Here is a 24917-nt window from a genome sequence, read left to right on the forward strand (position 1 = left end):
GCTCACATTCTGAACACGCTTGTGGCTGTTCGAGTTCATCAGGTCAGGACAGCGCGACCAGCGATCCCTTATCAGCCACGGAAACGGGCGGGCTGACGGTCGACTCGGCGAATCACGCGCGGCCAAGAGATCAATGAGCATCCTGAGGAGGCGGCATGACAGCCGGCGCAACGCTCGGTCTCATCATCAATCCCGTGGCCGGAATGGGCGGCAGTGTCGGGCTCAAAGGCACCGACGGCGAGGACGTCCTGCGCGAAGCCTGGCGACGTGGCGCGCAGCCGGCCGCCGAGAAACGCGCCCGCGCCGCGGTCACCCGACTGACCGAATCCGTGACGCCGCTGCGCGTTCTCACCGGCTCCGGCGAGTCCGGCGAGGATGTCGTACGCGCAGCCGGCCTCGATGTGGAGGTGGTGCACCGAGCGGCACCCGGGCCCACCACCTCCGCCGACACGCGGGCGGCGGCTGACGTCATGGCGGCGCGTTCGGTCGATCTCCTGCTGTTCGTGGGCGGCGACGGGACGGCGCGCGACATCCTCGCCGTCGTGGGCGATGGCGTGCCCGTTCTCGGGGTGCCGGCCGGCGTGAAGATGCATTCCGCGGTCTTCGGCACCAGCCCGAGGAATGCCGGACACCTCGCCGCCCTGTTCCTCGCGGGCAGTCCGGCCGCGAGGCTACGCGAAGCCGAGGTGATGGACCTCGACGAAGCCGCCTTCCGCGGTGACCGGCTTTCCGCACGGCTCCACGGCTACGCGCGCAGTCCGTACGAGCGTCACCTGTCGCAGAACGCCAAAGCCGGATCGGGGGTCGGCAGCGAAGCTTCGCTGCAGGTCGCGGCGCGGCAGGTGGCGGCCGGTATGCGGCCCGGTTGCCTCTACATCCTGGGTCCGGGGACGACCACACGCCGTGTCGCCGACGCTCTCGGCCTGCCCTCGACCCTGCTCGGTGTCGACGCCGTGATGGACGGCCGAGTCGTCGGTGCCGACCTCGACGAACAGGCGCTCCTGGAGGTCATGCGGGGCCGGGAGACGTGGATCGTCGTCGGCGTCCTCGGCGGCCAGGGCAGCCTGTTCGGACGCGGCAACCAGCAGATCAGCGCCGAGGTGATCCGCCGCGCCGGACGCGAACGCATCATCGTCCTCTCCAGCCTGGAAAAACTGATCGCCTTGCGAACCGCAGCACTGCACGTGGACACCGGCGACGCCGAGGTGGACGCGATGCTGGCCGGCTACATCCGGATCGAAACCGGCCCCGACCGCAGCACGCTCTACAAAGTGGAGGCGTGACCGCGGCCCTTTCTCATCTCGACGAAGGAGCCCTCTCATGGGAGAAAGCACGGCACATCCGTACATGGCCAACTCGGTGCCCGCGATTCAGCGGGAGATGCTCGACGCGATCGGCGCCGACAACATCGACCAACTGTTCAGCCAGATCCCGGCCGACCACCGTACGAAGCATTCGTTCGACCTGCCGCCGGCGCTCAGCGAGAGCGAGCTCAGCCGGCATCTCATCGGCATCCTGGCAAAGAATCGGACCGTCGAGCAGAACCTCAACTTCCTCGGCGCGGGCAGCTGGCAGCATCACGTTCCCGCCGTCTGCGACGAGGTGGTCCGCCGTAACGAATGGCTCACCTCGGTCTTCGGCGAACCGAGCTCCGACCACGGCCGCAACCAGGCGTGGTTCGAATTCTGCAGCCAGCTGGGCGAGCTGGTCGATCTCGAACTGGTCGGCCTGCCGGTGCGTAGCTGGGGCAGCGCGGCCGGATCCGCGCTGCGGATGGCCTCACGCCTGACCGGGCGCAACGAGGTCGCGGTCGTCCGGGCCATCGACCCCGAGCGCCTCTCGGTGATCCGCAACTACTGCGAGCCGGTCGAGATGGCCGACCACATCGCCGTTCGCCTCGTCGACTACGACCCGGCCACCGGCCTGATCGACCTGGACGACCTGCGCGCCGCGGTCGGCGACCAGACGGCCGCCGTCTACTTCGAGACCCCGTCCTATCTCGGCGTGATCGAACATCAGGGTGCCGCCATCGCCGAGATCGCCCACGCGGCGGGCGCCGAGCTGATCGTCGGGGTCGACCCCATCTCGCTCGGCGTGCTCGCTTCACCCGCCGGCTACGGCGCCGACTTCGTCGTCGGCACCATTCAGCCCCTCGGCGTACGGCTGAACACCGGCGGCGGAATCGGCGGCTTCATCGCCACCCGCGACGAGGACCGCTACGCCCACCAGTACCCGACGCTGCTGCTCAGCATCGCCGAGACGATCGAACCCGGCGAGTACGGCTACGGCCTGAGCCTGTTCGAGCAGTCCTCCTACGGGCTGCGCGACAAAGGCAACGACTGGACCGGTCACTCGGTCTACATGTGGGCGATCGCCGCGACCACGTACATGGCGATGATGGGCCCGAAAGGGTTCGAGGAGATCGGCGGCGTCATCCTGCAGCGGGCGCATCACGCGGCGCGGCAGCTCGCTGAGATCGAAGGCGTACGCGTCATGTTCCCCTCCGGCTTCTTCAAGGAGTTCGTCGTGAACTTCGACGACACCGGCCGGGAAGTCGGTGAGATCAACGACTCCCTGCGCGAGCAAGGCATCTTCGGCGGCAAGGACTTGTCGCGGGAATTCCCCGAACTGGGCGCGAGCGCTCTGTACTGCGTCACCGAGATCCACACCGGGACCGACATCGAGCGCCTGGTCGGCGCCCTCAGGAAGGCGATCGCGTGATGAGCATCGAACCGAAGGAATACCAGGCACCGGTCTGGCACGAGCCGGTCATCCACCAGATGGGCGCCCCGGGCCGCCGCGGGGTGCTGTTCTCGCGGGTGGAGGACGAGATCGAGGCCGGCGTCGGTCCGGCCGCCGACCTGATCCCGGAGGCGGTGCGCCGCCGCGACCGACCCGCCCTGCCGGAGCTTTCCGAGCCCGAGGCGCTCTATCACTATCTGCGGCTGTCGCAGCAGACACTCGGCATGATGGGTATCAGCCTCTTCGGGACCTGCACGATGAAGTACAACCCGTCGGTCAACGAGGCGATCTCCTGGCGACCGGAAATCACCGAAGTGCATCCGCTCCAGCACGACGACACCCTGCAAGGCACCCTGGAGATCGTCTACGGGATGGACCTGATCCTGCGCGAGCTCTCCGGGATGGATCAATTCGTCTTCCAGGCGGGCGGCGGCGCCGAGGCGGCGTATGTCAACTGTGCCGTGACCCGTGGCTATCACGCCGCCCGGGGCGAGCTGGAACAGCGCAACGAGATCATCACCACGATCCAGACCCACCCGTCCAGTGCCGCGACCGCGGCCACGGCGGGGTTCAAGGTCATCACGCTGATGCTCGACGAGAACGGCTATCCGTCGCTGGACGCGCTGAAGGCCGCGGTCTCGAACCGGACGGCCGCCCTGATGGTCAACAACCCCGACGACATGGGCGTCTACAACCCGGAGATCAAGGAGTGGGTGCGCATCGTCCACGAGGCGGGCGGGCTCGCCTTCCACGACAGCGCCAACTTCAACGGCATCATCGGCAAGCTCCGGCCGCGTGAGATCGGGTTCGACGCCTGCATGTTCATGCTTCACAAGACGTTCGGAGCGCCCAAGAGCGGCGTCGGCGGACCAGCGGTCGGCGCGTACGGCTGCTCCGCCGAGCTCGCCCCCTTCCTCCCCTCGCCGCTGGTCGCCTTCGACGGCCACCGATACCGCCTCGACTACGACCGGCCGCAGAGCATCGGCAAGATCCGTGAGTTCTGGGGCAACGTGCCGGTGGTGGTGAAGGCCTACGCCTGGTCGCGTTCGGTCGGCGCCGAAGGGATGGGGCAGGTCTCCGACCTCTCCGTGCTGGCCAACAACTACATGGAGAAGGGCCTGCTGGCCATCCGCGGGGTCACGCGATCGCACCCCGACGCGACCTCTCCGCGCTTGGAGATGACGCGCTACAGCCTGCAGACGCTCAAGGAAGAGACCGGGGTCGACATCCACGACGTCCAGAACCGGATGACCGACTTCGGCATCGACGCGCCGTGGACCAGCCACGAACCCTGGCTTCTGCCCGAGCCGATCACCCCGGAAGCCGGCGAGATGTGGGGCAAGGAAGCGCTCGACAACTGGATCGCCGTCCTCAAGAAGGTTTCCGACGAGGCGTACTCCGATCCGGAACTCGTCAAGACGGCCCCGCACAATCAAGCGGTCCACCGCCTGAAGCCCGGCGTGATCGACGACCCGGACACCAGGGCAATGACCTGGCGCGCTTACCAGCGGAAGACGGCTCACCAGTCAGCACGGCGGCGCGCGTCGCCGGGTGAAGTGCCAGGACAGCCCGGCGAGTAGGCCTCCCCAGCGAAACCCTCGCCCGGAAGGTGATTTCCACCTTCCGGGCGTTCCCCCTTCAGCCGACACCACACCCGGGTTCATCACGGCAAGGCGATGTAGGGCTCCTGCTCCAACGGCGATGTTCGCGACGGCGAGCATCATGCCGGGATCGGCAGAGGTACCGCCGGTGGTGAACAGGATCGTGCCGCCGCGTCAGTCATCGCCGGCAGGATGTGTTGCGTAACGCGGCGTCAGCCGGGCGCGCGCCGCGCGGAGGAAGTCGGCCAGGGCGTCGGGGTGCCCAATCTGTCCCAAGAAACAGTGGCCCTTCTTGGAGATCCGCTGCGCGCCGACGATGAACGAGTCGCGGTGATGCGGCGAACCCTTGTCGAAAGGAATACCCCATGTCTGTCTGGATGATCACCGGAGCTGCTCGCGGGCTCGGTCTCGAGATCGCTCGCGCCGCTCTCGCCGGCGGTGAGCAGGTCGCGCCGGCCACGCGCCGCCTGGAAAGCCTGCCGGAGGATGTCCGCGACCACCCGAACGTGCTGCCGGTGCGGCTCGACGTCACCGACCAGGCGCAGATCACCTCGACCGTGGCGAAGGTCGTCGACCGGTTCGGCTCGATCGACGTGCTTGTCAACAACGCCGGTCGCGGCCTGCTCGGCGCGCTCGAGGAGATCACCGACCCCGAGACGCGTTCGCTGTTCGACGTGAACGTGTTCGGTCTGATCAACACCACTCGTGCCGTCCTGCCGATCATGCGCGCGGCCGGTCAGGGCAAGCTCGTCCACATCGGATCGCGTTCCGGGTTCGAGGGCGAGCCGGGCGTGAGCATGTACGCCGCCTCGAAGTTCGCCGTCGCCGGTATCAGTGAGGCCCTCGCGGCCGAGCTGGAGCCCTTCGGGATCCAGAGCATGGTGGTCGAACCCGGTGTGTTCCGCACCGATTTCCTCGACACCTCGTCGATGCAGCTGCCGCAGGACCGCATCGCCGCCTACGACGGCACCCCGGCCCACGTGACGCTCGACTGGGCGGACAAGGCCAACCACACGCAGCTCGGCGACCCCGTCAAGGGCGCCGCCTTCATCTACCAGGTCGTCTCGGGCGAGCAGCTCCCCCTGCACCTGCCCGTCGGCCAGGACGCGCTGGACCGCCGCACCGTGATGAGCGAGCGCATCGAGCGCGAGACCGCGCCGCTGCGGGAGGTGTCGGCCGCGACCGCCCACACCGAAGCCGAATGAGCCCGTGCCGGGCCCTTCGACCCCTACCTTGTGGTGGTCACGGTGCTGCACGAACACCACGGGAGCGAGGACGGCGCTCGTCAGCCTCCGAAGCGGGCACCGTCCAGCTGTGCTACCAGGTCCATAGCGGCGCCGACCTGATCGCGCAGGGCGCCGCGATCAGGGGCGCCGGCGGCCAGCCATCGGTCCACGGCCAGCCGCCAAGCCGCCACAGTGGCGTCCAGGGCGAGCCGCAGCGAGGGTGCGATCTCGTCCTGACCGTCCAGCTGGGCGGTCACCAGGTTGAGGACTGCCGCGTTGACCGAGGCGCAGTGTTGGAGGCTGACTGCCTCGAGCGCCGGCGTCTCGCGCACCAGCCTGCCGGCGACGGCCCAGCGATCGAACCACTCGTCATCCAGGCCGTCCAGTGCGGCGACGAGTGCCTCTCGGCAGAAACGCAGAACCGGCCCGGCCGGCGGACGCCGGCCGGCCTCCTGTCGTACGGCGTCGAACAGCTCCTGCTCGGTGGCGAGCACCGCGGATTCTTTGGACGGGTAGAACCGGAAGAACGTGCGCTTCGAAACGTTGGCCGCATCGGCGATCGCGTCGACCGTCACGTTCTCGAAGCCCCGGTGGGCGCTCAGGCGCAGCGCGACAGTAGCCAGTTGCTGAGTGGTCTGCAGCTTCTTTCTCTCGCGAAGGCCGGTCACGGCGGCAAGCATACGACGATGTGAAAGAAATGTCACTTGGCGACAATTGGCACTCGGTGTCACCATGACGGTCATGAGAGCACTGGTCGTCAATCATGAATCGCCGTTCCCTCTGGCCCTGGCCGAGGTGCCCGAGCCGACCACCGCCCCTCACGAGGCCCTCATCCGGGTGGAGGCGGCTGCGGTCAACCCCGGTGAGCTCGCGGACCGTCTCCCCGCTGCCCCATCCGGCACCATTGCCGGCTGGGAGGCCGCCGGGGTCGTGCTGCGCCCCGCGGCGGACGGCTCCGGACCTGAGGCCGGAACGCCGGTGGTGACGGTCTGGGAGGGTGGCGCCTGGGCCGAGCTGCGCGCGGTGCCGACTGCCGCCCTCGGTGTGCTGCCGTCCGGTGCCGACTTCGCCGCTGCCAGCACCCTGCCGGTGGCCGCCGGCTCGGCCCTGCGAGCCTTGCGGGCGCTGTCGGCGGCGCCGGGCCGGCGGATACTGATCACCGGCGCGTCAGGGGCCGTGGGTCGTTTCGCCGTCCAGCTCGGCGCGGCCGCCGGTGCCCATGTGATCGCCGCGGTCCGCCGCCCCGAGGCCGGCACCGAATTGCTGAACCTGGGCGCCGCCGAGGTCGTGGCCACGCCGGCGTTGACCGATCTGGCGCCGGTCGACGGGGTACTCGAAACGGTCGGTGGCGAGATCCTGGTGGAGGCCTTCGGCCGGCTCAAGGCCGGTGGCCAGTTGCTGTCCGTGGGCCGGGCCTCGGGACGGGACATCACCTTCCGGCCGGAACAGCTGATGGGTGATCACGGCAGCCACGGACGCTCGATCACGACGTTCTTCTTCGGCGACGGCACACCTGGCGTGGACGCGGACCTCACTTGGCTCGGCGGGCAACTGGCTGCCGGCCGGCTTCACACGCACGTCAGCCGGGTGGTATCGGCAGCCGACGCGCCGGCGGCCCTGACCGAACCGGCCGACGGCAGAGTGGTGATCGATTTCAGCTGACCGCGGATCTGGCCTGCCAGGCTCGGGGTGGTGTCGTCAGTGGTCACCGTGTCCCCGGGCCGAGCTCGAGCACATCCGCGTCGGTCGAGGCCTCATCGAAGGTGGCGGAAGGTAGCCCGGATCTCCTCGGCCAGCAGCTCGGGCTGCTCCCAGGCGGCGAAATGCCCGCCCCGGGGCAGCTCGTTGTAGTGCACCAGATTCGGGTACTTGTCCTCGACCCAGCGCCGGCTGGCCAGGTAGATGTCTCGAGGGAAGAGGCTTACACCGACCGGCACCTCCACCTTCGGGTCCCGGTAGCTGCGGAAGCTCTCCCAGTAGATGCGGGCGGCGGAGGCCGCGGTCCCGGTCAGCCAGTAGAGCGTGATGTTGTCGAGCATCTCGTCGCGGCTGAGCAGAGTTTCCGGGTCGCCCCCGTGGTCGGTCCACTGCTCGTACTTCTCGTAGATCCACGCCGCTTGTCCGACCGGCGAGTCGGTGAGCGCGTAGCCGACCGTCTGCGGGCTCTGCATCTGCTCGTGCCGATAGCCCGACTCGTTGGCCTCGAAGTCGCGCCACCGCTGCAGCGCCCGCGCCTCCTGCTCGTCGACGGCCTGCTCGGTGCCGTACGTCGGGAACATGTTGGAGTGGATGGCGCGGACCGCGGGCTCCCCGATGCCGCCCAGGGCGGTCGTGACGGCATGACCCCAGTCCCCGCCCTGCGCGACGAAGCGGTCGTAGCCCAGCCGCCGCATCAGCTCGACCCAGGCCCGCGCGATGCGCTCGGGACCCCACCCGGTCTCGGCCGGCTGGCCCGAGAGCCCGAAGCCCGGAAGCGAGGGCAGGACAACGTGGAAGGCGTCCCGCGGGTCGGCACCGTAGGCCCGCGGATCCGCCAGCAACGGCGCGATCTTGAGAAACTCGACGACCGACCCCGGCCAGCCGTGGGTCATCACGAGCGGCGTCGCGTCCGGTTCGGGCGAGCGCAGGTGCAGGAAATGAATGTCGACACCGTCGATCCGCGTCGTCGAAGGGTCGAAACCGTTCAGCCGCGTCTCGCACGCCCGCCAGTCGTAGCTGTCCCGCCAGTAGTCGCACAGCGCCCGCATCCGCGCTGACGGAGCGCCCTGGCTCCAGTCCCGCACGGGTTCGGGCCGGGGCCATCTCGTACGGGTCAGCCGCTCGCGCAGGTCGTCCAGCGCCGCCTGCGGAAAAGCGAAAGGCCGGGGCCGGATCGCGATTCGCTCGGCCTCGAGGAGCAGTCGCGCGAGGTCGTCGTAGCGGTAGAGATCGGCCAGTTGCCGCGGCGTATGACCGGTGTGCGAGACAAGGTCGAGCCGGGCGCCCGCCTCCATCAGAGCCTGCACCGCTTCCCGGTTTCCGTGCCACACCGCGTCGTGCAGGGCCGTGAAACCGTTGTAGGCACCCTGCGCGTCGAGGTCGAGCGCCGTCCCCGGCGCTGTCAGCACCTGCAAGACCTCGGCGTGCCCGGCGAAGGCGGCCTCGTGTCCGGGCGTCGCCCGCATCAGGCCGTTGAGTCGGCGCGGGTCGGCGCCCGCGTCGAGCAGGACGCGGACGATATCGGTGTGCCCGTCGCGGGCGGCCAGACCGAGCGCGGTGTAGTCGTCGTCGTGCTCGCCCACCGCCGGCAACCGCTCGTCAAGCGGCGCACCGGCTGCGATCAGCCGTTCCACCTCTGCCAGATCGCCCGCTTCGGCAGCGGCCGGCAGGCGTGCGGCGCGTACCCGATCGGCCTCAGTAGCGATGTGCGCCCGCAGCAGACCGACCATGACGTCGGACTGGTCACGGCGGGCCAGGTCGAGCGCCGTTTCTCGCCAGTGGTTCCGGATCGTCGCCCGGGCACCACGCGCCAGCAGCAACCGGACCGCCGCCTCGTGCTTGTGCTGCACCGCGTCCATCAGCGGGGTGTGCCCCAGCCGGGCCGACTGCTGGTCGACGAGAGCACCGTGGTCGAGCAGGCAACCCAGGACATCGGTGTCGCCGGACTGCGCCGCCTTGTGCAGGGCCGTCGCGCCCATGCGGGGTTCGGCCGAGAGAACGTCCGCTCCCGCCGCCAGCAACAGTTCCACGACCCGCGTCCGGCCCAGGCCCGCGGCGATCATCAAGGGTGTCTGCCCATCGGATTCCCGGCGATGCGGATCAGCGCCCGAACTGATCAGCTCGCTGACAGTCACCGTGTCGTCGGCCCGGATCGCAGTTTCCAGTGTCATGTCAGCTCCCGGAAAGACTTGCTCGCGGTTCACCCGCACCGCGATGAATGAGTGGTCGTGCCGTTCAACTCGGCAGATTGCGCATCAAGGCCTCCAGACCGAGTTCGCCGTCGCGGGTCTGGGCACCGTGCTTCAACCCGCCTCGGATCAGCCGCTCGGCCGCCGGCCGGACGAACTGCTCCTGCCAGGCCTCGTGCTCCCGCCGATACCCTTCGGCCAGATCGGCCGGCACGATGGCGCGCTTGGCCGCCGCGACGACTCCGTCGGGAAGCGCGGCGATGTCGCGCGCCAGCCCATCGACGAAAGTGTCGAGTTGGTCGGCCGGCAACGCCCGGTTGAGCCATCCGTAGCGCGCGGCGGTGTCGGCGTCGAACAGCCCGGCGCCCAGCACCACCTCGAGCGCGCGATGGCGACCGATCCGGTCAGCGAGGTACTGCGTACCGCCGCCCCCGGGGACGATGCCCATCAGTGCCTCGATCTGACCGAGCCCGGCCCGCCCGACGGCGCCGAACGCCATGTCCGCGGCGATGACGAACTCGGCGCCCCCGCCGCGGGCCAGGCCGGCCAGTTTGACGATCGTCACCTGGGGCTGGTGCCGCAGCAATTCGCCCAGGGCCTGGAAGACATTGACACCGTCCGGGATGTCGGCGGCGAGTGGGTCGAAGGCGTCCGGCCGGTTCACGAGTGACATGTCGACGTGGGCGATGAAGAAGTCCGGGTTGGCGCTCTCGAACACAATGACCCGCACGGTGTCGTCATCACGCAGCGTGGTGAGGACCCGCCGCAGATCGGTCATGAGAGCCACGTCGAGGACGTTGACCGGCGCGTTGTCGATGGTGACCCGGGCGACACCGGACTCGCGCCCCAGACGAAGGGTGCGGTAGTCGTCGTTGCTCATAAGCCGTGGCTCCTTATCGCTTACGACAAGCCAAAACCGTGTCCCGGCAACAGGGTCAAGGGAAGCGACGACGAAGCCCTGTGATGGCGCGCCCGCGGTGCGCGGCACAACGAGGTGACGCGCCGGCATCGCCCCAGGCGGGTGCGGCTGACCGACGTCGCTTGACTATGCCCCGCGTACATAGTGTCCAGTGTCGAAAACAGCCGGAACGTGAGCTGTTCAGCCGCCCTCACCCTCGAGGAAGGGTGGAACGGCGCGAGGGGAGCCACGCGCGCTGCGGGCACTGAGCCGGCTGGACGAGCACCGGCATACCCCGGCCGCGCCTGCACGACGACCCGACGGCCGCCGGCCTGGCTCAGCACGACCAGAACACCCCCAGAAACGGCCGAGCGGCGTCCTCGCCGAGTACCGGCGGCTGGTGTCCGTTCTCGCCGCCCCGCCGACCGGCAACCGGGTCCGCGTCGAATACGACTTGACCAATTTCGGTGACTGGCTCGCGGGGGCGTTGGCATCGTGGCCGCCCGCCGCGACTGAGGCTCCCGCGACCTGGACGGCGTGTCCCAGAACAACTAGGCGGCGAGCGCGGTGTGGTTCAGCCGGCTGGTTCCAAGGGCGGTGGATCCAAGGGCGCCACGCCGTGGCGGTAGGCCCAGATGACGGTCTGGACGCGGTCGCGGGCTCCGATTTTGGCCATCGCCCGGCTGAGGTGGCTCTTGACCGTGCTGACCTCGACGACGAGTTCGGCGGCGATCTCGGCGTTGGACAGGCCCTCGGCGAGCAGACGGACGATCTCGTTCTCGCGCGAGGTCAGAAGGTGGTCGACGGCGGCGGCCGTTGAGGTCGGCATGGCCCGGCGCCGGCGCGCGAATTCGGCGATCACCCGCCGGGTGACCGTCTGGTCGACCATTCCCTCACCGGCGGCCAAGCGGCGGATCGCCTCGATGAGGTCGTCCATGTCGGCGTCCTTGAGCAGAAAGCCGCTCGCGCCCGCTTCGAGTGCTCCGAAGAGGTACTCGTCGAGCTCGAAGGTGGTCAGCACCAGGACAGCGGGAGGCGGATCGATCTCGTTGACGATGGCGCGGGTCGCGTCGAGGCCGTTGCCGCCGGGCATGCGGACATCCATGCAGACCACGTCGGGGTGCAATCGGCGCGCCAGCGCCACCGCGTCGGGGCCGCTGGAGGCCTCCCCCACGATCTGGATGTCCTCGGCGAGCTCGATCAGGGAGCGGAATCCCGCGCGCAGCAGTGGCTGGTCGTCGACCAGGAGCACCGTGATCATGCGGGCCGGCCGGGTGTGCGGGGAATGGTCAGCTTGACCGACCAGCCGCCGTCCGGGGTCGGGCCCGCGGCCAGGGAGGCCCCGATGAGGCCGGCGCGCTCGCGCATGCCGATGAGTCCGAAGCCGCGATGGCGACGGTCGGCCCGCGTCCGTCGCGCATGAGCCGGGCCGTTGTGAACCTCGAGCACGCAACCCTCCGTACGGTGGTCGATCTTGATGGTGACCGGAGCGTCGGGTGCGTGATCGCGGGCGTTGGACAGCGCTTCCTGCGTCACCCGGTAGAGGGTCAGATCGACCGCCGCCGACAACTCGCCGGGTTGGCCGGAGACGATCAGCTTGGGCCGCGCCTGCGTGTCCGCGTGACCGGCCACCAGGTGTTCGATCATCACCAGACCAGGTACGGGCGCGCCGCCGTCGGGCAGTCCGGATTCCGCCGGGTCGGACTCTCGCAGGGCGCCGACGACCAGCCGCAGATTGTGCAAGGCGCTTTTCCCCTCCGTACGGATGGTGACAGCGCCACGACGGGCCGCCTCCAGATCTCGGTCGAGCATGCGTTCCACGACGGTCGCTTGCACGATGAGAGTCGTCAGGTGGTGGGCGGCCACGTCATGCAGTTCCCGAGCCATCCGGGTGCGCTCGGCGGCGAGCGCGGCGTCGGTGCGCACGCGCAGATTCTCCGCGGCCTCGGCGGCTCGCAGTTCGACCATCTCGGTGTACCGGCGGCGAATCGAGGTGTTGCGGCCCAGCAGAGCCGCCCCGCCGTAGAGGATCGCCGACAGAACGATCTGCACCAGGATGCGGGAGATCAGCGGGGGCGACGGGGCGACGCTGGACGCGAGGGCGGCCGGGATCGCGCTCAGCACCACGAAGCTGGCCGTCTCCGTGAACGCCGCTAGCCCGGCGACCAGCAGAGCACGGCGCTTCGGCATCAACGTGCCGCAGGTGTAGACGGCGATGGCCAAGGCCGCTCCGCGGAGGCCCTCCCCGGGCCCCGCCGCCACGGCCAGGCCGATCTGCAGGCTCAGCACCGCCGTGAGGCACCACACCGGTCGGATCCGGCGCAGACACAACGCCGCCGCCTGTGCCACCAGCAGACCCGCCACCAGGTACGGCGGATCCTCGGTGAACGTGGTCACCGTGCCGGAGATGCCCGGCAGGAGAAGCAGGCCGGCCGTCACGGCGGCGGCGACAGTCGCGAGCGCGCTGTCCCGACGGAACGGTGTGGTCAGTCCCAGCGCGTCCAGTCTGCTGTCCCAGTCGCGCCGTCGCCGGTCGGCCGGCCCGGCGAGCCCGCGAGGTTCATCCAATGCCGCTCACCCATTCGCGCTCTCGACGTGTGGCCAGCACCGATGCTACTCAGCGGACCGGGCACACAGCGCTCCTCGAGGCGTCCGGCCATGAAGTTCCTCCCTGCGGCGGAGCCGCCTCCGTCGGAGGTCGCAAAGCGGAGTTCACGCCTGCGCCAGATGTGCCGGTGAGGTCGGAGACGGCAACGTACCGGTGAGCTCCACACGCTTCGCTCGAGGAGGGCACCATGGCGCAACCGACCCGGACCATGGGGCCGGCTCCGAATCGGAAAGTCCTCCGGTCGCAACAGCCTGGCGTCTGGTTCGACGGCGAAGCCGAACGGACAGTTCTGCTGGGCCGGTGCGCGGAGCGTGATGCGGTGGAGCAACTGCTGACCGGGGCGCACGGGGGACGCAGCGGGGCTCTCGTGGTGCGCGGGGAAGCCGGCATCGGCAAGACCGCGCTGCTCGAACACGCCGGCACCATCGCGGTCGGACGAGGGTTCCGGGTGGAGTCCTCGACCGGAGTGGAGTCGGAGACGCAGTTCGCGTTCGCCGGCCTGCACCAGTTGTGCGAGCCTTTGCTCGACCGCAAGAATGCTCTGCCGGAACCGCAGCAGACCGCCCTCGGGGTGGCCTTCGGACGGCAGGGCGGTGCCGCCCCGGACCATTTCCTGGTCGGGCTGGCCACTCTCAACCTGCTGGCCGAGGTGGCCGAGGAAGGACCACTGCTGTGCCTCGTCGACGACGCGCAATGGCTGGACCAGGCGTCGGCGCAGGTTCTCGCCTTCGTCGCCCGACGAGTCGCCGCCGAACGACTGGCGCTGGTGTTCGCGCTGCGCAGTCCCGTCGAAGGCCACGTTTCCCGCTTCACCGGGCTGCCGGAGCTGCGCCTGAACGGGCTCGGTAGGGCCGATGCCCGAGCGCTGCTGAATTCCGCGGTCAATGGCCCGCTCGACGTCCGGGTGCGCCACCGGATCGTCGACGAGGCGCGGGGCAACCCGTTGGCGCTCCTGGAGCTGCCCCGCAGCGCGCCGCCGGCCCGGCTGGCCGGCGGATTCGAGCGACCCGATGTGCTGAGCGTTCCGCGTCGTGTCGAGCGCAGCTTCCAGCGCCGTTCGGGCAGCCTGCCGGCCGAGACGCAGCGCCTGCTTCTGCTTGCGGCGGCGGAGCCGACCGGTGACGTGGCCCTGCTGTGGCGCGCCGCCGCGGAGCTGGGCATCACCCGCGAGGCCGCGACGCCCGCGGAAGCCTCCGGTCTGCTGGAGATCGACAAGCGGGTTCTGTTCCGTCACCCGCTGGTACGTTCGGCGGTCTACCGGGCCGCCTCGCCACCGGACCGCCGCGGCGCGCACGGCGCGCTGGCCGCTGCCACCGATCCGGAACTCGACCCTGAACGGCGGGCCTGGCATCGTGCGCAGTCGCTGCTGGACCCCGACGAGGAAGCCGCCGCCGAACTGGAGCGCTCGGCCGGCCGGGCGCGTGCCCGCGGCGGGTCGGCCGCCGCTGCGGCCTTCCTGCAGCAGGCGTCCGAGCTGACTCCCGAGCCGGCCAACCGTGCGAGACGGGCGCTGGAGGCCGCTCACGCCAAGCACGAGGCCGGCGCCTTCGAGGCCGCCTCGGAGTTGCTGGCGATCGCGGCGGCCGGGCCGCTGGCCGCCCTGCAACGCGCCCGCCTCGAGTTGCTGCGCGCCCAGGTCGAGTTCCCTCTGACTCGCGGGAGCGAGCTGACGGGAATGCTGCTCGACGCCGCGCGGAAGCTGGGCCCGTTGGACGCCGCGCTGGCCCGCGAGACCCACCTGCACGCGTTCGAGGCGTCCTTCCGCGTCGGCCGCCTCGGGCACGGCCACGGGCTGCCGGCGGTGGCCGAGGCCGCCCGGTCCGCGCCCGCACCACCGGCGCCGCCGCGACCGGCCGACCTGCTGCTGGACGGGCTGGCCACCATGTTCACCCAGGGGTACGAAGCGAGCGTTCCCACCCTTCAGCTGGCTTTGAAGACATTGCGGGACCACGACTCTCCCGTCGACGACGGCAGTCGCCGCTGGCTGAGGCTGGCCGTCCGCACCGCGGCGATGCTGTGGGACGACGAGGCGCTCCACGCACTGGCCACCAGCGACGTCCAGCTCGCCCGCGAAGCCGGCACGCTGGGCACCCTCCCCGCCGCACTCAACGCCCTGGCCTCGGTACTGGTGCTCACCGGCGAACTCGCCCAGGCCGCCGAGCTGTTCGCCGAGGGACATGCCATCGCCCGGGCGACCGGGGCTCCGCCGCCGCCCGACGCCCGGCTCATCCTGGCTGCCTGGCGCGGCCGGCCGACCGAGACCTCGGAACTGTATGCGGCCGTGGTCGAGGATGCGACGGGCCGGGGTGAGGGCGCGACGCTCGGCCTGGCCCAGGTCGCGCTGGCGGCGCTGCACAACGGATTGGGCAACTACGACGAAGCGCTCGCCGCCGCGACACCGCCGGGTGAGCACGACGAGTTGGCGTACAGCAGCATCGCGCTGCCCGAGCTGATCGAGGCAGCCGTCCGCGCCGGTCAGCCGAAGCGTGCGGCCGTGGCGCTGGAGCAGCTCAGCCGGCGGACACGCGCGAGCGGCACCCCATGGGCACTGGGACTCGAGGCGCGCTCGAGGGCGCTGCTCAGCAGCGGGCCGGCCGCCGAGAAGTACTACCGCGAGGCCGTCGAGCGACTCGAGCACTGCCGGATAGCCACCCACCTGGCCCGCGCCCACCTGGTGTACGGCGAGTGGCTGCGCCGCGAAGGCCGCCGGCAGAACGCCCGCGAACAACTTCGCATCGCCCACGATCTCTTCTCGGGCATGGGCGCGCAGGCATTCGCCGAGCGCGCGGCCCGGGAGATGCGCGCCACCGGCGAGCATCCCCGCAAACGGACCGCCCAGCCGGCCGACGATCTCACGGCGCACGAGCTGCACATCGCCCGACTGGTGGCCACCGGGGCCACGTCCCGGGAGGTGGGCGCGCAGCTGTTCCTGAGCCCTCGCACGATCGAAGCCCACCTGCGCAAGATTTTCCGCAAGCTCGGCGTCACCTCCCGCCGGCAACTCAGGGAACTGCGGCTTCACTGACCGGCGCGGAATATCGCCCGGCCGCGAACCAGGCCGCCCACACCCCGACCCCGCCCAGCGCCAGCTGACTCTGCCCAACGACAAGAAGACTCCGGGCACGGTCGCGTCGGTCGGCGCCAAGGCGGAGCCGAAGGAACCCGGTGGCACGGCCCTGATCCCGGTGACCGTCGCGCTCGGTGACGAGGCTCCGCTCGGGAAGCTGCGCGAGGGGCCGGTCACCGCGACGTACGTCAGCGAACAGCGCAAAAACGTGCTCACCGTGCCGGTCGCGGCGTTGGTCGCCCTCGCCGAAGGCGGCTACGGGCTCGAAACGATCGACGACAGTCGACGACGGCACGCGCCGTTTCCCTGCCGGTCGAGGTGGATTGATCGCCGACGGCAAGGCCGAGGTACGCGGTGCCGGCCTGGCCGTGGGTATGACGGTGGGGTTACCCGAGTGATCACACGCCTCGCCCCGACCGAAGCACTGGCCCGCTGACCACCGGCGCCGACCGCATGGTCAAGCCGGCTCCGGTGTCACGGCACCGTCGCCGGTACTTGGCCCAGACGGTCGGGCTCGAGGATGCCGGAACTGACCAGCAGGTCGGCTCCAACCGGCACCCGGGTGTCCAGGATGGTGGCGATGTCGGTCCGGGCCTTGCTCAAACGCTCGATCTCCGATGCGAGGTCGGCGTCGACCTGCTTCAAGACCTCAGGCGCGGCCGCGTTGTCCGCACAGATCTCGCGGATCTGAGACAGCGGTACGCCCAGCTCGGACAGCCGCCGGATGCGCACCAGACGGGCGAGGTGAAGAACCCCGTACTGCTTGTATCCGTTGTATCTGCGCGTGGGCTCATCGAGCAGGGCGATCCGGTGGTAGTGCCGGATCGTATTGACTGTCGTGCCGGCGAGCTCCGCGAGTTCCCGAGTGCTCCAGGCCACGTCGGCTCCTCCCCCCTTGTACGGCTGTGGCTCCACGGTCGCATCGGCCGGGCGAGGTTCGCGTCGGTGAAACTCCCTTACCGGTCCACGCCCGAAGGACGGCGACTACGGGCTGAGCGGCCAGGGTCACACCCGGGGCGGAAGTCATGGACCTGCTCGGCCGCGACGCGCCTCGGAATAAGGGATTTCTACCGACGCGAAGGGGCCGGTGCCGGTGCGAACCTGGGGGTGCTGCCCTCCCCCAGGGCAGCGCGGATCCCCGGGAAGGCTGGAACGCCATGACGCAGCTGTTCAAAGTCTTCATCTTCGGAATCAGCGGAGGCGTCGGAAGACTGCTGGCACGCAAGCTGACCGATCGCGGCGATGTGGTCTGTGGTCTGGTGCGCCGCGACGATCAGCGAGCGGAACTCGTCGGGCAGGGCGCCGATGCATACGTCGGTGAGATAACGGACCTGACCGCCGACTCCCTGACCTCCATGATCGGCGGATTCGACGCCGTCGTGTATGCCGCCGGATCCAACGCGGGGGCTCGTGAGGTCACCGCCGCGATCGACGGTGACGGTGTGCTGAAAGCTCTGGAGGCGACGAGCAGAGCCGGCGTGAAACGCTTCGCGTTGCTCTCCGTCCTGCCCGAGGCTGAGCGCGGGCGGCATGTCGACGACGTGAAGGAGTTCTACTTCGCGGTGAAGAAGCTCGTCGACGTCACGGTCAGCGAGTCCGACCTCGACTGGCTGATCCTCCGCCCGTCCATGCTCGTCGATCGGGCCGGGACCGGTGCGATCGCCCTCGGTCCGGCGCAACCGCACGACGAGATCCCCCGCGAGGACGTCGCCGCGACCCTGACGGAAATGCTGCACGAGCCGCGGATCCGCCGGCAGATCCTCGAAGTCAACCAGGGCACGACGCCGATTGCCGCGGCCGTCCGGGCCAACCTCCGCTGAGGTACGGAGGACGTGTCCGGCACGGTTACTCCGGTCGCCACTCCTCGCGATAGCCGGGCTGGTCGGCGAAAGCCTCGGCGAACACCTGGACCGCCTCGTCCAGCACCACCAGGGCCAGCGGCGGCACGGTGATGTCCTGGTTCGCCTCGTACAGAGCCAGAAGCTTCCGGCCGGCGACGATGACGGCCTTCCACTGGGGGTCGCTGATGTGGTGCGGGTCGTCGCAGGCGGAGGCACTGTGCTCGAGGTGGCGCTCCCGCTCGTCGAGTCGCAGCCGGAGCCAGGTCACCAGATCGTCCTCCGGTTCACTGTCCGAGACAGGCTCTGACATCGCGCTCACCAGCGCTTCAGCGTCCACGCCGAAACTCCTCAGCTCGTCCATGCCCTCATCCTTGCATCGGGGCCTGCCCGCGCAGCAGGCTCCCCTTCCGGAAGCACGTCGGCTTCAGCGGCGTGACGGTGCCGTGCGGCGGGCTGCCTTGCCGGCGTACATGGCCATGTCGGCGAGGCCGATCAGCACATCGCGGTCGACGTTCTCGCCCGGCCGGGCCTGCGCCGCGCCGATCGTCAGGCCCACCGAGACCACTCCGGCGGGTACGGGGATCGGTTGCCGGACAGCGGCGGTGATCCGGTCCTGAGCGGGCTCGTGGGCGCCCCGGCAGACCACCACGAACTCGTCGCCGCCGAGCCGGCCCACCAGGTCGCCATCGCGGACCGCCGCGGTCAGCCGGGACGCCACCACCTTGAGGACCTCGTCGCCGGCCGGGTGCCCGTACCGGTCGTTGATCGGTTTGAAGCCGTCCAGGTCGCACAGCAGGACCGTGATGCCGTCCAACTCGCCCCGGTTGACCTCGGCGAGCGCCCGGTCGATCTCGGTGCCGATGTGCCGGCGGTTGAACAGGCCGGTCAGTTCGTCATGGGTCGCGTGGTAGGCCAGGGTCTGCTCGGCCCGGTCCCGCTGCGTCGAGAGCTGACGGATGCGCAACGTCACCAGCGGGATGATCAGCAGCGTCCCGACCGGCAGCAGGAGGCTTGTCGACTGCAGGCCGCGCACCGCCTGGACCGCGGCGATCAGCGGGTTGGCGCAGAGGGCGGCGGTCAGCCACCCCAGATGGGCACCGGCGGCCCGCGTGCTCCCTTGCGGGCGGGCGGTGAGCCCCGGCGCGTCCGGGTGCAGTGCCGCCGCCGCCATCGGGGGAAAGGCGAGCAGGAGGAGCTCGGCGCTGATCACGCGGTTCTCGAAGATCGTGCCGGCGATCTGACCGGCCAGGACCAGAGCCGAGCCGACCGCGAGGTACACGATCGTGGCCTTGCCCCGGCCGGGCATCGTCCGCATCCGGACCATGCACCCGATGACGCCGCACATCACCAGCAGGTCGGCCAGCAGCATGATCTGGCCGGCCACCGGCGACCCGGCCGGCAGGCGGGGCTGGACCACCCATTCCCAGATCGGCCCGCCGGCGCAGAGCCCGAGCAGGCCCATGTCGATGATGCCGCCCATGTCCTGGCTCGCCCGCCGGCGCAGTGCCGCACCCGCGCCGAGCAGGAAGAGCAGGTGCGCGGCGGACATCGCGAAGTCGGTGGCGGAGCCCTCGGCCTGGCCGAGGTGGCGTTGCCCGATCCACCCGGGCCAGCGGACCTGAATGCACAGGAGCACCACCAGCCCGCCCGCCGCGGTGATCCACGGCCAGCGGTCCGGGAGGTGGCCGACCGCGATCGCGAGGGCGAAGGTGCTGAACGGGATGAGAATCCCCAGCGTGTAGACGACCGGGCGGCCGGCGTCGCCCGCCAGCGCGTACGCCGTGGCCAGCACCGCCGACGCGACGAGGTACAGGACATGGACGGGCCATGCCGGTGCAGACGCGCGCGGCCAGCGCATACACGCTCCTCGGTTCGGGTCTCGATGAGTTCATCGGCGCGGTGAACCAGCACTTGAGCAACGCTCACCGAGTGCGGCGGTGCAGGTTCCTGCCGATTTCTCTTGAAAGTCGGATGACCAGGCCGATGGGGGCGCTCAGCATCGAGAGACAGCGGGGTTCACATGAACGGGAAGACACGAGTCGGCGCCTGGACGGCAGCGATAGCCCTGGGGGCCGGTTCGCTCGGCGTCGCGCCGGCTCCGGCCGGGGCAGCAGGCGCCGCCGGGGCAGCGACGCACTGGGCGAGTTGGCTGGGCTCGGCCAACACCGCGCAGGGGACGACCCTGAAGCACATCCGAACGGTCATCGGGGCCGACACCGGCGCCGCCGCCACGTTGACCGGCAAGGGAGTCGGTGTCGCCCTGATCGACACCGGTGTGGCCCCGGTCAGTGGCCTGCCCGCCTCGCAGATCGTCAACGGTCCCGATCTGTCGCTGGAGTCACAGGCCTCCGAGCTGCGCTACCTCGACACTTTCGGGCACGGCACGCACATGGCCGGCATCATCGTCGGCAACGACACGGCCACCGGGACCAAGGGGCTGGCCCCCGGGGTCAAGCTCACCTCGATCAAGGTGGGCACCGCCAACGGAGCCGTGGATGTCACTCAGGTGATCGCCGCCGTCGACTGGGTCGTCGAGCACCGCGGCGACGACCCGGCCAACCCCATCAGGGTGATCAACCTGTCGTACGGCTCCGGCGGAACGCCGAAGACCTGGAACGACCCGCTGGGCTTCGCGGTGGAGAGGGCCTGGAAGGCCGGCATCGTCGTGGTCGCCGCGGCCGGCAACGACGGCAACAGCGCCGGTTCGCTGGCCAACCCCGCGTCGGACGAGTGGATCCTCACGGTCGGTGCCGCCGACACCAAGGGCACCGTCAGCGCGGCCGACGACCAGCTGACCACCTTCACCAACCTGAGTAGCTCGGGCAAGCAGATCAACGTACTGGCCCCGGGCGTCTCTGTCCTGTCGCTGCGCGACAACGGCTCATACATCGACACCACCTACCCGACGGCCCGCGTCGGCGACACGCTGTTCCGCGGGAGCGGCACCTCCCAGGCGGCCGCCGTCACGTCGGCCGCCGCGGCCCTGCTCCTGCAGGCGCGTCCGTCCGCGACCCCGGATCAGATCAAGGACTGGATGGTGAAGGGTTCCACCCGGGTGCCCAACGGCCTGGCTGCCGGCATGGGACTGCAGGAAATCAACGTCAACGGTGCGATCGCGCGCAGCAGCACGGCGACCCCGGCCCAGGCTTGGTCGGTGTCCAACGGCACGGGCACGCTGGACAACTCCCGTGGCTCCAGCCGCGTCATGATGGACAACACGCCGCTGTCCGGCCAGCGCAGCGTCTGGGGAAGCTTCCCGACCGCCACCTGGGCACCGCGAAGCAGCCTGGGCGACTCGTGGGTGGGCGGCACCTGGATGGGCAAGCAGTTGGCCGGCGACGGCTGGACCGGCACCTCCTGGGCCTCCCGCACCTGGGCGGCCGCCTCCTGGTCGAACAGCGCGCCGTGGACCTCGAGCACGGCGTGGTCCGACCCGGCGTGGGCCGGACGCCGCTGGACCGGCCGATCGTGGACGAGCGGCACCTGGTCGGGCCGCTCCTGGTCCAGCGACGACTGGGCGTCGGCTTCCTGGAGCTGACGGGCTCGCCGAGGCAGCCGCCGGACGGGAGTCTCATGCCGGCCCGGCGGCTGCCGATCGTAGGAGCGAGGCGACGAAGAGGGGATCCGCTGATGGAGGTGCCACCTTCCACCGGACGATCGCGGCTTTCCCCGGACGCACGGACCGGCCTGCTGACGGCCGCTCTCTTCCTCGGTACGTCGGGCATCGTCCTGTTCTGGCTGCGGGATGACCCTTCGTACGGCGGCAGCCTCGCGCAACTGGGAGCCATCGCGGTGTTGTTCGCCGCCACCGAGCGGTTCACCGTGACCTTCCCCGTGCGCCGCGGGTCGCACACCATCAGCCTCAGCGAGATCCCCCTGATCCTCGGGCTGGTGACGCTCGCCCCGGCCACGCTCGTCCTGGTGCGGGTGGTCGGCGGGCTCGCCGGCCTGGTTCTGCTGAGCCGCCAGCGCGGCAGCAAACTGGCGTTCAACACCGCCCTGTACGGGATCCAGGCCGCTGCGGCCGGCCTGCTCTTCCACCTGATCGCCGGGTCCTCGGATCCGCTGAGCCCCCGAGGGTGGGTCGCCTGTTTCGTCGCGGCGCTCGTCGCCGACCTCATCTCCATCGTCCTGATCAGTGCGGTGATCGCCCTGCACGACGACACCGAGGAGTGGCGTCGTCTGATGAGCGCGGACGTACGCGACATCGTGCAGATGCCGCTGGTGGTCGTCACCACCACGCTCGGCCTGATCACCGCCATCGTCGTCCGTGACCAGCTCGCCGCCGCGGTGCTGCTGGGAATCCTGTCGTTCGCGGTGTACTGGGTGTTTCACCGCTACTCACAGCAGACACAGGGGCACGCGCAAGTGGAGGCGCTGTACCGCTTCACCCGCGCGGTCAGCGGCTCCAGCGATGCCACAGCGGTGGCCAACGAGGTGCTGCGGCAGGCACGAGACCTGCTGCGGGCGGAGACGGCAGAGCTGATCCTGCTCGACGAGCAGGGAAGCACGCGCCTCGTACTCACCGGGCAGAGCACCTTCGAGGTGCTCACCGGGGCACCGGAGGAGGCCGCCTGGTGGCAGCCGGTCCGGCACGGCGAATCGATCCTGCTGCCCGACCTCACCCGCAGCCGCCCGGCGACGCGGCCAGGCCCGCGCGACGCCATGGCCGCGCCGGTCAGCCTGGGCGACACCACCGCCGTCCTGGCCGTCTCGGACAGCTTGCCGGACATCGAGACCTTCGATGCCGGCCATCTCCGGTTGCTGCAGGCGGTCGTCGCGCACGCCGGCGTTGCCCTGACCAACGCCCGGCTGGTGGACCAGCTGAGTCACAGCGCCCAGCACGACAGCCTGACCGGCCTGCCCAACCGGCACAAGCTGATCGCGGACCTGCGTCAGGCCCTGCAGGACCGGCCGGACAGCAACTCGCAGGTCAGTGTCCTCCTGCTCGACCTGGACCGCTTCAAAGACATCAACGACGCGCTCGGGCACACCATCGGTGACGACGTTCTGCGCGAGGTCGGCCGGCGGATCCAGGTCCGCTTCGGCGACCGGGCCACGGTCGCCCGGCTCGGCGGCGACGAGTTCGGCGTCCTGATCTCGGATGCCGGCTCGGAGGACGAGGTTCTGGCCGTCGCGGCGGATCTGCACGCCATGCTGGAGAAGCCGACAACGGTGTCGGGCCTCGCTCTGACCACCCAGGCGAGCATCGGAGTCTGCCTGTCCCCCCGGCACGGCACCGACCCGGACCAACTGCTGCAACGGGCCGACATCGCGATGTACGTCGCCAAGAGGGCCCGCAGCGGCGTGCACGTCTACAGTCCCGAGGATGACCAGGACACGCCGCGCCGGCTGGGCCTGCTGACCGATCTGCGCACTGCCGTCGAACAATCGGCGGTGCAGGTCGCCTACCAGCCGAAGGTCGACCCGGCGACCGGCCGGGTGCTGGGCGCCGAAGCGCTCGCCCGTTGGTCACGCGCCGGCGTGCCTGTCCCCCCGGACGAGTTCATCCCGTTGGCCGAACGCGCGGGCCTGATCGCGTCCTTGACCGAGCACATCCTCGACACCGCCCTGGCCGCGTGCGCATCCTGGCGGCGGGCCGGGCACCCCCTGTCCGTGGCGGTGAACCTGTCGCCGCAGATGCTGACCGACCGGACCGTCATCCAGAACGTGGTGCAGCAGGCGCTGAACAAGAACGGCGTACCCGCGCACGCGCTCACGTTGGAGATCACGGAGGGCGGAATCATGGCTGACCCCACCAACGGCGTACGCGTCCTGCACGCGCTCAGGGCTCTCGGCGTGAAGCTGTCAGTTGACGACTTCGGCACCGGCCACTCGTCGCTCAGCCGGCTGATCGACCTGCCCGTTCAGGAGCTGAAGATCGATAAAAGCTTCGTCCAGGACATCGTTCACCACCGCGGTCGACAGGCTGTCACCGCGGCCTCGCAGCAGCTCGGCCACGCGCTCGGCCTGCACGTCGTCGCCGAAGGAGTCGAGACGCTGGAGGAGTTCGACTACCTGAAAAACGTGGGCTGTGACTCTATCCAGGGCTACTTCATCTCGCGCCCGCTCCCTCCGGACGACTTCTTGCGATGGCTGACCACCCCCCAGCCGAAATACGACCTTGCCGGCGCGGCGGCCTCCAACTCGGCGACCTGACGCTGGTCGTCAAGCGTCAGGCGGCGATAGTGACGGAGAACGCGTCGGCTGCCCGGCTGCGTGCTGTTAGGCTCAAAATCCTTTACGTACCGTCTGGTACTGATTGCCTGCGGCCGGGGTCCGCACCCGGCAGGCCGGGAGGGAACCGACGTGGCCTGGAGCACGAGCGAGCTCGCGACACTCGCCGGCACCACCGTGAACACGATTCGGCACTACCACCGGCTGGGCCTGCTCGAGGAGCCCGAACGCCGCTACAACGGCTACAAGCAGTACGAGACATCGGATCTCGTCTGCCTGCTGCGCATCCGGCGGCTGGTCGAGCTTGGTGTGCCCCTGTCCCGGATCAGCGAGCTGGGCGCGGGCTCCCCCGAGGCGCTGCGCCAAGTCGACGTCGACCACGCGGACGCCATCCAGAGACTGGAGAAGGCCCGGCAGGGCATCGCGGCCATCCTGAACGAGAACGCACCGCCCGACACGCCGCCGGGGTTCGAGTCCGTCGGCGGCCGCCTGTCCGACGCCGACCGCTCGATCATCCACATGTACACGCAGGTCTTCGACGAGCAGGGGCTGGCCGACGTGCGGCAGGCGGTGGAGAACGACGACACTGTCAACGAGGACTTCGAGGCGCTGCCGGCCGATGCCGACGAGGCGACGCGGCAGAACCTCGCCGAGAAGTTCGCACCGTCGCTGGCCCGTACCTTCCGGGACTTCCCCTGGATGGATGGCGACCCGATGGCCCACGTGGTGAAGGGCAAGTCCGTCACGCGGCAGACGTTCATCGACGCCGTGCGCGAGCTCCACAACGAGGCCCAGCTCGACGTCCTCCGCCGCGCCAAGGACATGGCCCGCGAGCAGTTGCGCGCCGAGGGCTGAGGCCGCCGTCGGTCC

Annotated in this window: 19 protein-coding genes; 11 read left to right on the top strand and 8 right to left on the bottom strand. The window is 70.0% G+C overall.

What is annotated here, in order from left to right; all coding sequences use genetic code 11:
* The first annotated feature begins 155 nt into the window (after positions 1–155).
* From NAG42_RS22265 to NAG42_RS22280, 4 genes are all read left to right on the top strand, one after another.
* Positions 156–1283, top strand: coding sequence for an ATP-NAD kinase family protein (locus NAG42_RS22265; RefSeq protein ID WP_284045688.1), 1128 nt, complete (start codon positions 156–158; stop codon positions 1281–1283).
* A gap of 37 nt (positions 1284–1320) precedes the next feature.
* A complete protein-coding gene (gcvPA, locus tag NAG42_RS22270) occupies positions 1321–2721 on the top strand; it encodes an aminomethyl-transferring glycine dehydrogenase subunit GcvPA (RefSeq protein WP_250032707.1) in 1401 nt (466 codons plus the stop codon).
* Entirely contained in the window at positions 2721–4322 is a 1602-nt protein-coding gene (gcvPB, locus tag NAG42_RS22275; protein WP_250032708.1) for an aminomethyl-transferring glycine dehydrogenase subunit GcvPB, read from the top strand. Before gcvPA ends, gcvPB begins: the two co-directional genes overlap by 1 nt.
* Positions 4323–4708: 386 nt before the next feature.
* Positions 4709–5548 carry an SDR family oxidoreductase gene (locus tag NAG42_RS22280; RefSeq protein WP_250032709.1) on the top strand — a complete coding sequence of 280 codons (840 nt, stop codon included), beginning with the start codon at positions 4709–4711 and terminating at the stop codon, positions 5546–5548.
* Positions 5549–5628: 80 nt separating this feature from the next.
* Here the strand turns inward: NAG42_RS22280 and NAG42_RS22285 are convergent, their stop codons facing one another.
* A complete protein-coding gene (locus NAG42_RS22285) occupies positions 5629–6237 on the bottom strand; it encodes a TetR family transcriptional regulator (RefSeq protein ID WP_250032710.1) in 609 nt (202 codons plus the stop codon).
* Between the two features lie 73 nt (positions 6238–6310).
* On the opposite strand from NAG42_RS22285, the gene NAG42_RS22290 reads away from it, so the two are divergent.
* A complete protein-coding gene (locus tag NAG42_RS22290; protein ID WP_250032711.1) occupies positions 6311–7231 on the top strand; it encodes a zinc-binding dehydrogenase in 921 nt (306 codons plus the stop codon).
* A 92-nt stretch (positions 7232–7323) separates the two neighbouring features.
* Here the strand turns inward: NAG42_RS22290 and NAG42_RS22295 are convergent, their stop codons facing one another.
* The 4 genes from NAG42_RS22295 to NAG42_RS22310 all read right to left on the bottom strand — a co-directional run bounded on the left by NAG42_RS22295 (position 7324) and on the right by NAG42_RS22310 (position 12922).
* Positions 7324–9438 carry an alpha/beta fold hydrolase gene (locus NAG42_RS22295; protein WP_250032712.1) on the bottom strand — a complete coding sequence of 705 codons (2115 nt, stop codon included), beginning with the start codon at positions 9436–9438 and terminating at the stop codon, positions 7324–7326.
* 64 nt (positions 9439–9502) lie between these two features.
* Positions 9503–10336, bottom strand: coding sequence for an enoyl-CoA hydratase/isomerase family protein (locus NAG42_RS22300; protein WP_250032713.1), 834 nt, complete (start codon positions 10334–10336; stop codon positions 9503–9505).
* 592 nt (positions 10337–10928) lie between these two features.
* Positions 10929–11615 (bottom strand): response regulator, encoded by a 687-nt coding sequence (locus tag NAG42_RS22305; protein WP_250032714.1) that lies wholly within the window; start codon positions 11613–11615, stop codon positions 10929–10931.
* Positions 11612–12922, bottom strand: coding sequence for a sensor histidine kinase (locus tag NAG42_RS22310; protein ID WP_250032715.1), 1311 nt, complete (start codon positions 12920–12922; stop codon positions 11612–11614). Before NAG42_RS22310 ends, NAG42_RS22305 begins: the two co-directional genes overlap by 4 nt.
* Before the next feature lie 248 nt (positions 12923–13170).
* Between NAG42_RS22310 and NAG42_RS22315 the strand changes: the two genes are divergently transcribed.
* Positions 13171–15987: an ATP-binding protein gene (locus NAG42_RS22315; RefSeq protein ID WP_438872432.1), complete on the top strand. Its 2817-nt coding sequence runs from the start codon at positions 13171–13173 to the stop codon at positions 15985–15987.
* A gap of 160 nt (positions 15988–16147) precedes the next feature.
* Complete coding sequence (locus NAG42_RS22320; protein WP_250032718.1) at positions 16148–16465, top strand: hypothetical protein; 318 nt, start codon at positions 16148–16150, stop codon at positions 16463–16465.
* Positions 16466–16503: 38 nt separating this feature from the next.
* Here the strand turns inward: NAG42_RS22320 and NAG42_RS22325 are convergent, their stop codons facing one another.
* Positions 16504–16908 (bottom strand): MerR family transcriptional regulator, encoded by a 405-nt coding sequence (locus tag NAG42_RS22325; RefSeq protein WP_250032719.1) that lies wholly within the window; start codon positions 16906–16908, stop codon positions 16504–16506.
* A 146-nt stretch (positions 16909–17054) separates the two neighbouring features.
* Here NAG42_RS22325 and NAG42_RS22330 point away from each other — a divergent pair, with 146 nt between their 5' ends.
* Positions 17055–17849 carry an NAD(P)H-binding protein gene (locus tag NAG42_RS22330; RefSeq protein ID WP_250032720.1) on the top strand — a complete coding sequence of 265 codons (795 nt, stop codon included), beginning with the start codon at positions 17055–17057 and terminating at the stop codon, positions 17847–17849.
* A gap of 25 nt (positions 17850–17874) precedes the next feature.
* On the opposite strand, the gene NAG42_RS22335 is transcribed toward NAG42_RS22330, so the two are convergent.
* Both NAG42_RS22335 and NAG42_RS44275 read right to left on the bottom strand, forming a co-directional pair.
* Positions 17875–18231: a DUF6221 family protein gene (locus tag NAG42_RS22335; protein ID WP_250032721.1), complete on the bottom strand. Its 357-nt coding sequence runs from the start codon at positions 18229–18231 to the stop codon at positions 17875–17877.
* A 63-nt stretch (positions 18232–18294) separates the two neighbouring features.
* A complete protein-coding gene (locus NAG42_RS44275) occupies positions 18295–19728 on the bottom strand; it encodes a diguanylate cyclase domain-containing protein (RefSeq protein ID WP_284045689.1) in 1434 nt (477 codons plus the stop codon).
* A 162-nt stretch (positions 19729–19890) separates the two neighbouring features.
* On the opposite strand from NAG42_RS44275, the gene NAG42_RS22345 reads away from it, so the two are divergent.
* From NAG42_RS22345 to NAG42_RS22355, 3 genes are all read left to right on the top strand, one after another.
* Positions 19891–21408 carry a S8 family serine peptidase gene (locus NAG42_RS22345; protein ID WP_250032722.1) on the top strand — a complete coding sequence of 506 codons (1518 nt, stop codon included), beginning with the start codon at positions 19891–19893 and terminating at the stop codon, positions 21406–21408.
* A 92-nt stretch (positions 21409–21500) separates the two neighbouring features.
* On the top strand, positions 21501–24029 hold the full coding sequence (locus NAG42_RS22350; RefSeq protein WP_250032723.1) for a putative bifunctional diguanylate cyclase/phosphodiesterase: 2529 nt from the start codon (positions 21501–21503) through the stop codon (positions 24027–24029).
* A 150-nt stretch (positions 24030–24179) separates the two neighbouring features.
* On the top strand, positions 24180–24902 hold the full coding sequence (locus tag NAG42_RS22355) for a helix-turn-helix domain-containing protein (protein WP_250032725.1): 723 nt from the start codon (positions 24180–24182) through the stop codon (positions 24900–24902).
* The last annotated feature ends 15 nt before the right edge of the window (positions 24903–24917 follow it).

Origin of the sequence: Paractinoplanes maris, from assembly GCF_023544465.1 — a bacterium.
Taxonomy (GTDB): domain Bacteria; phylum Actinomycetota; class Actinomycetes; order Mycobacteriales; family Micromonosporaceae; genus Actinoplanes; species Actinoplanes maris.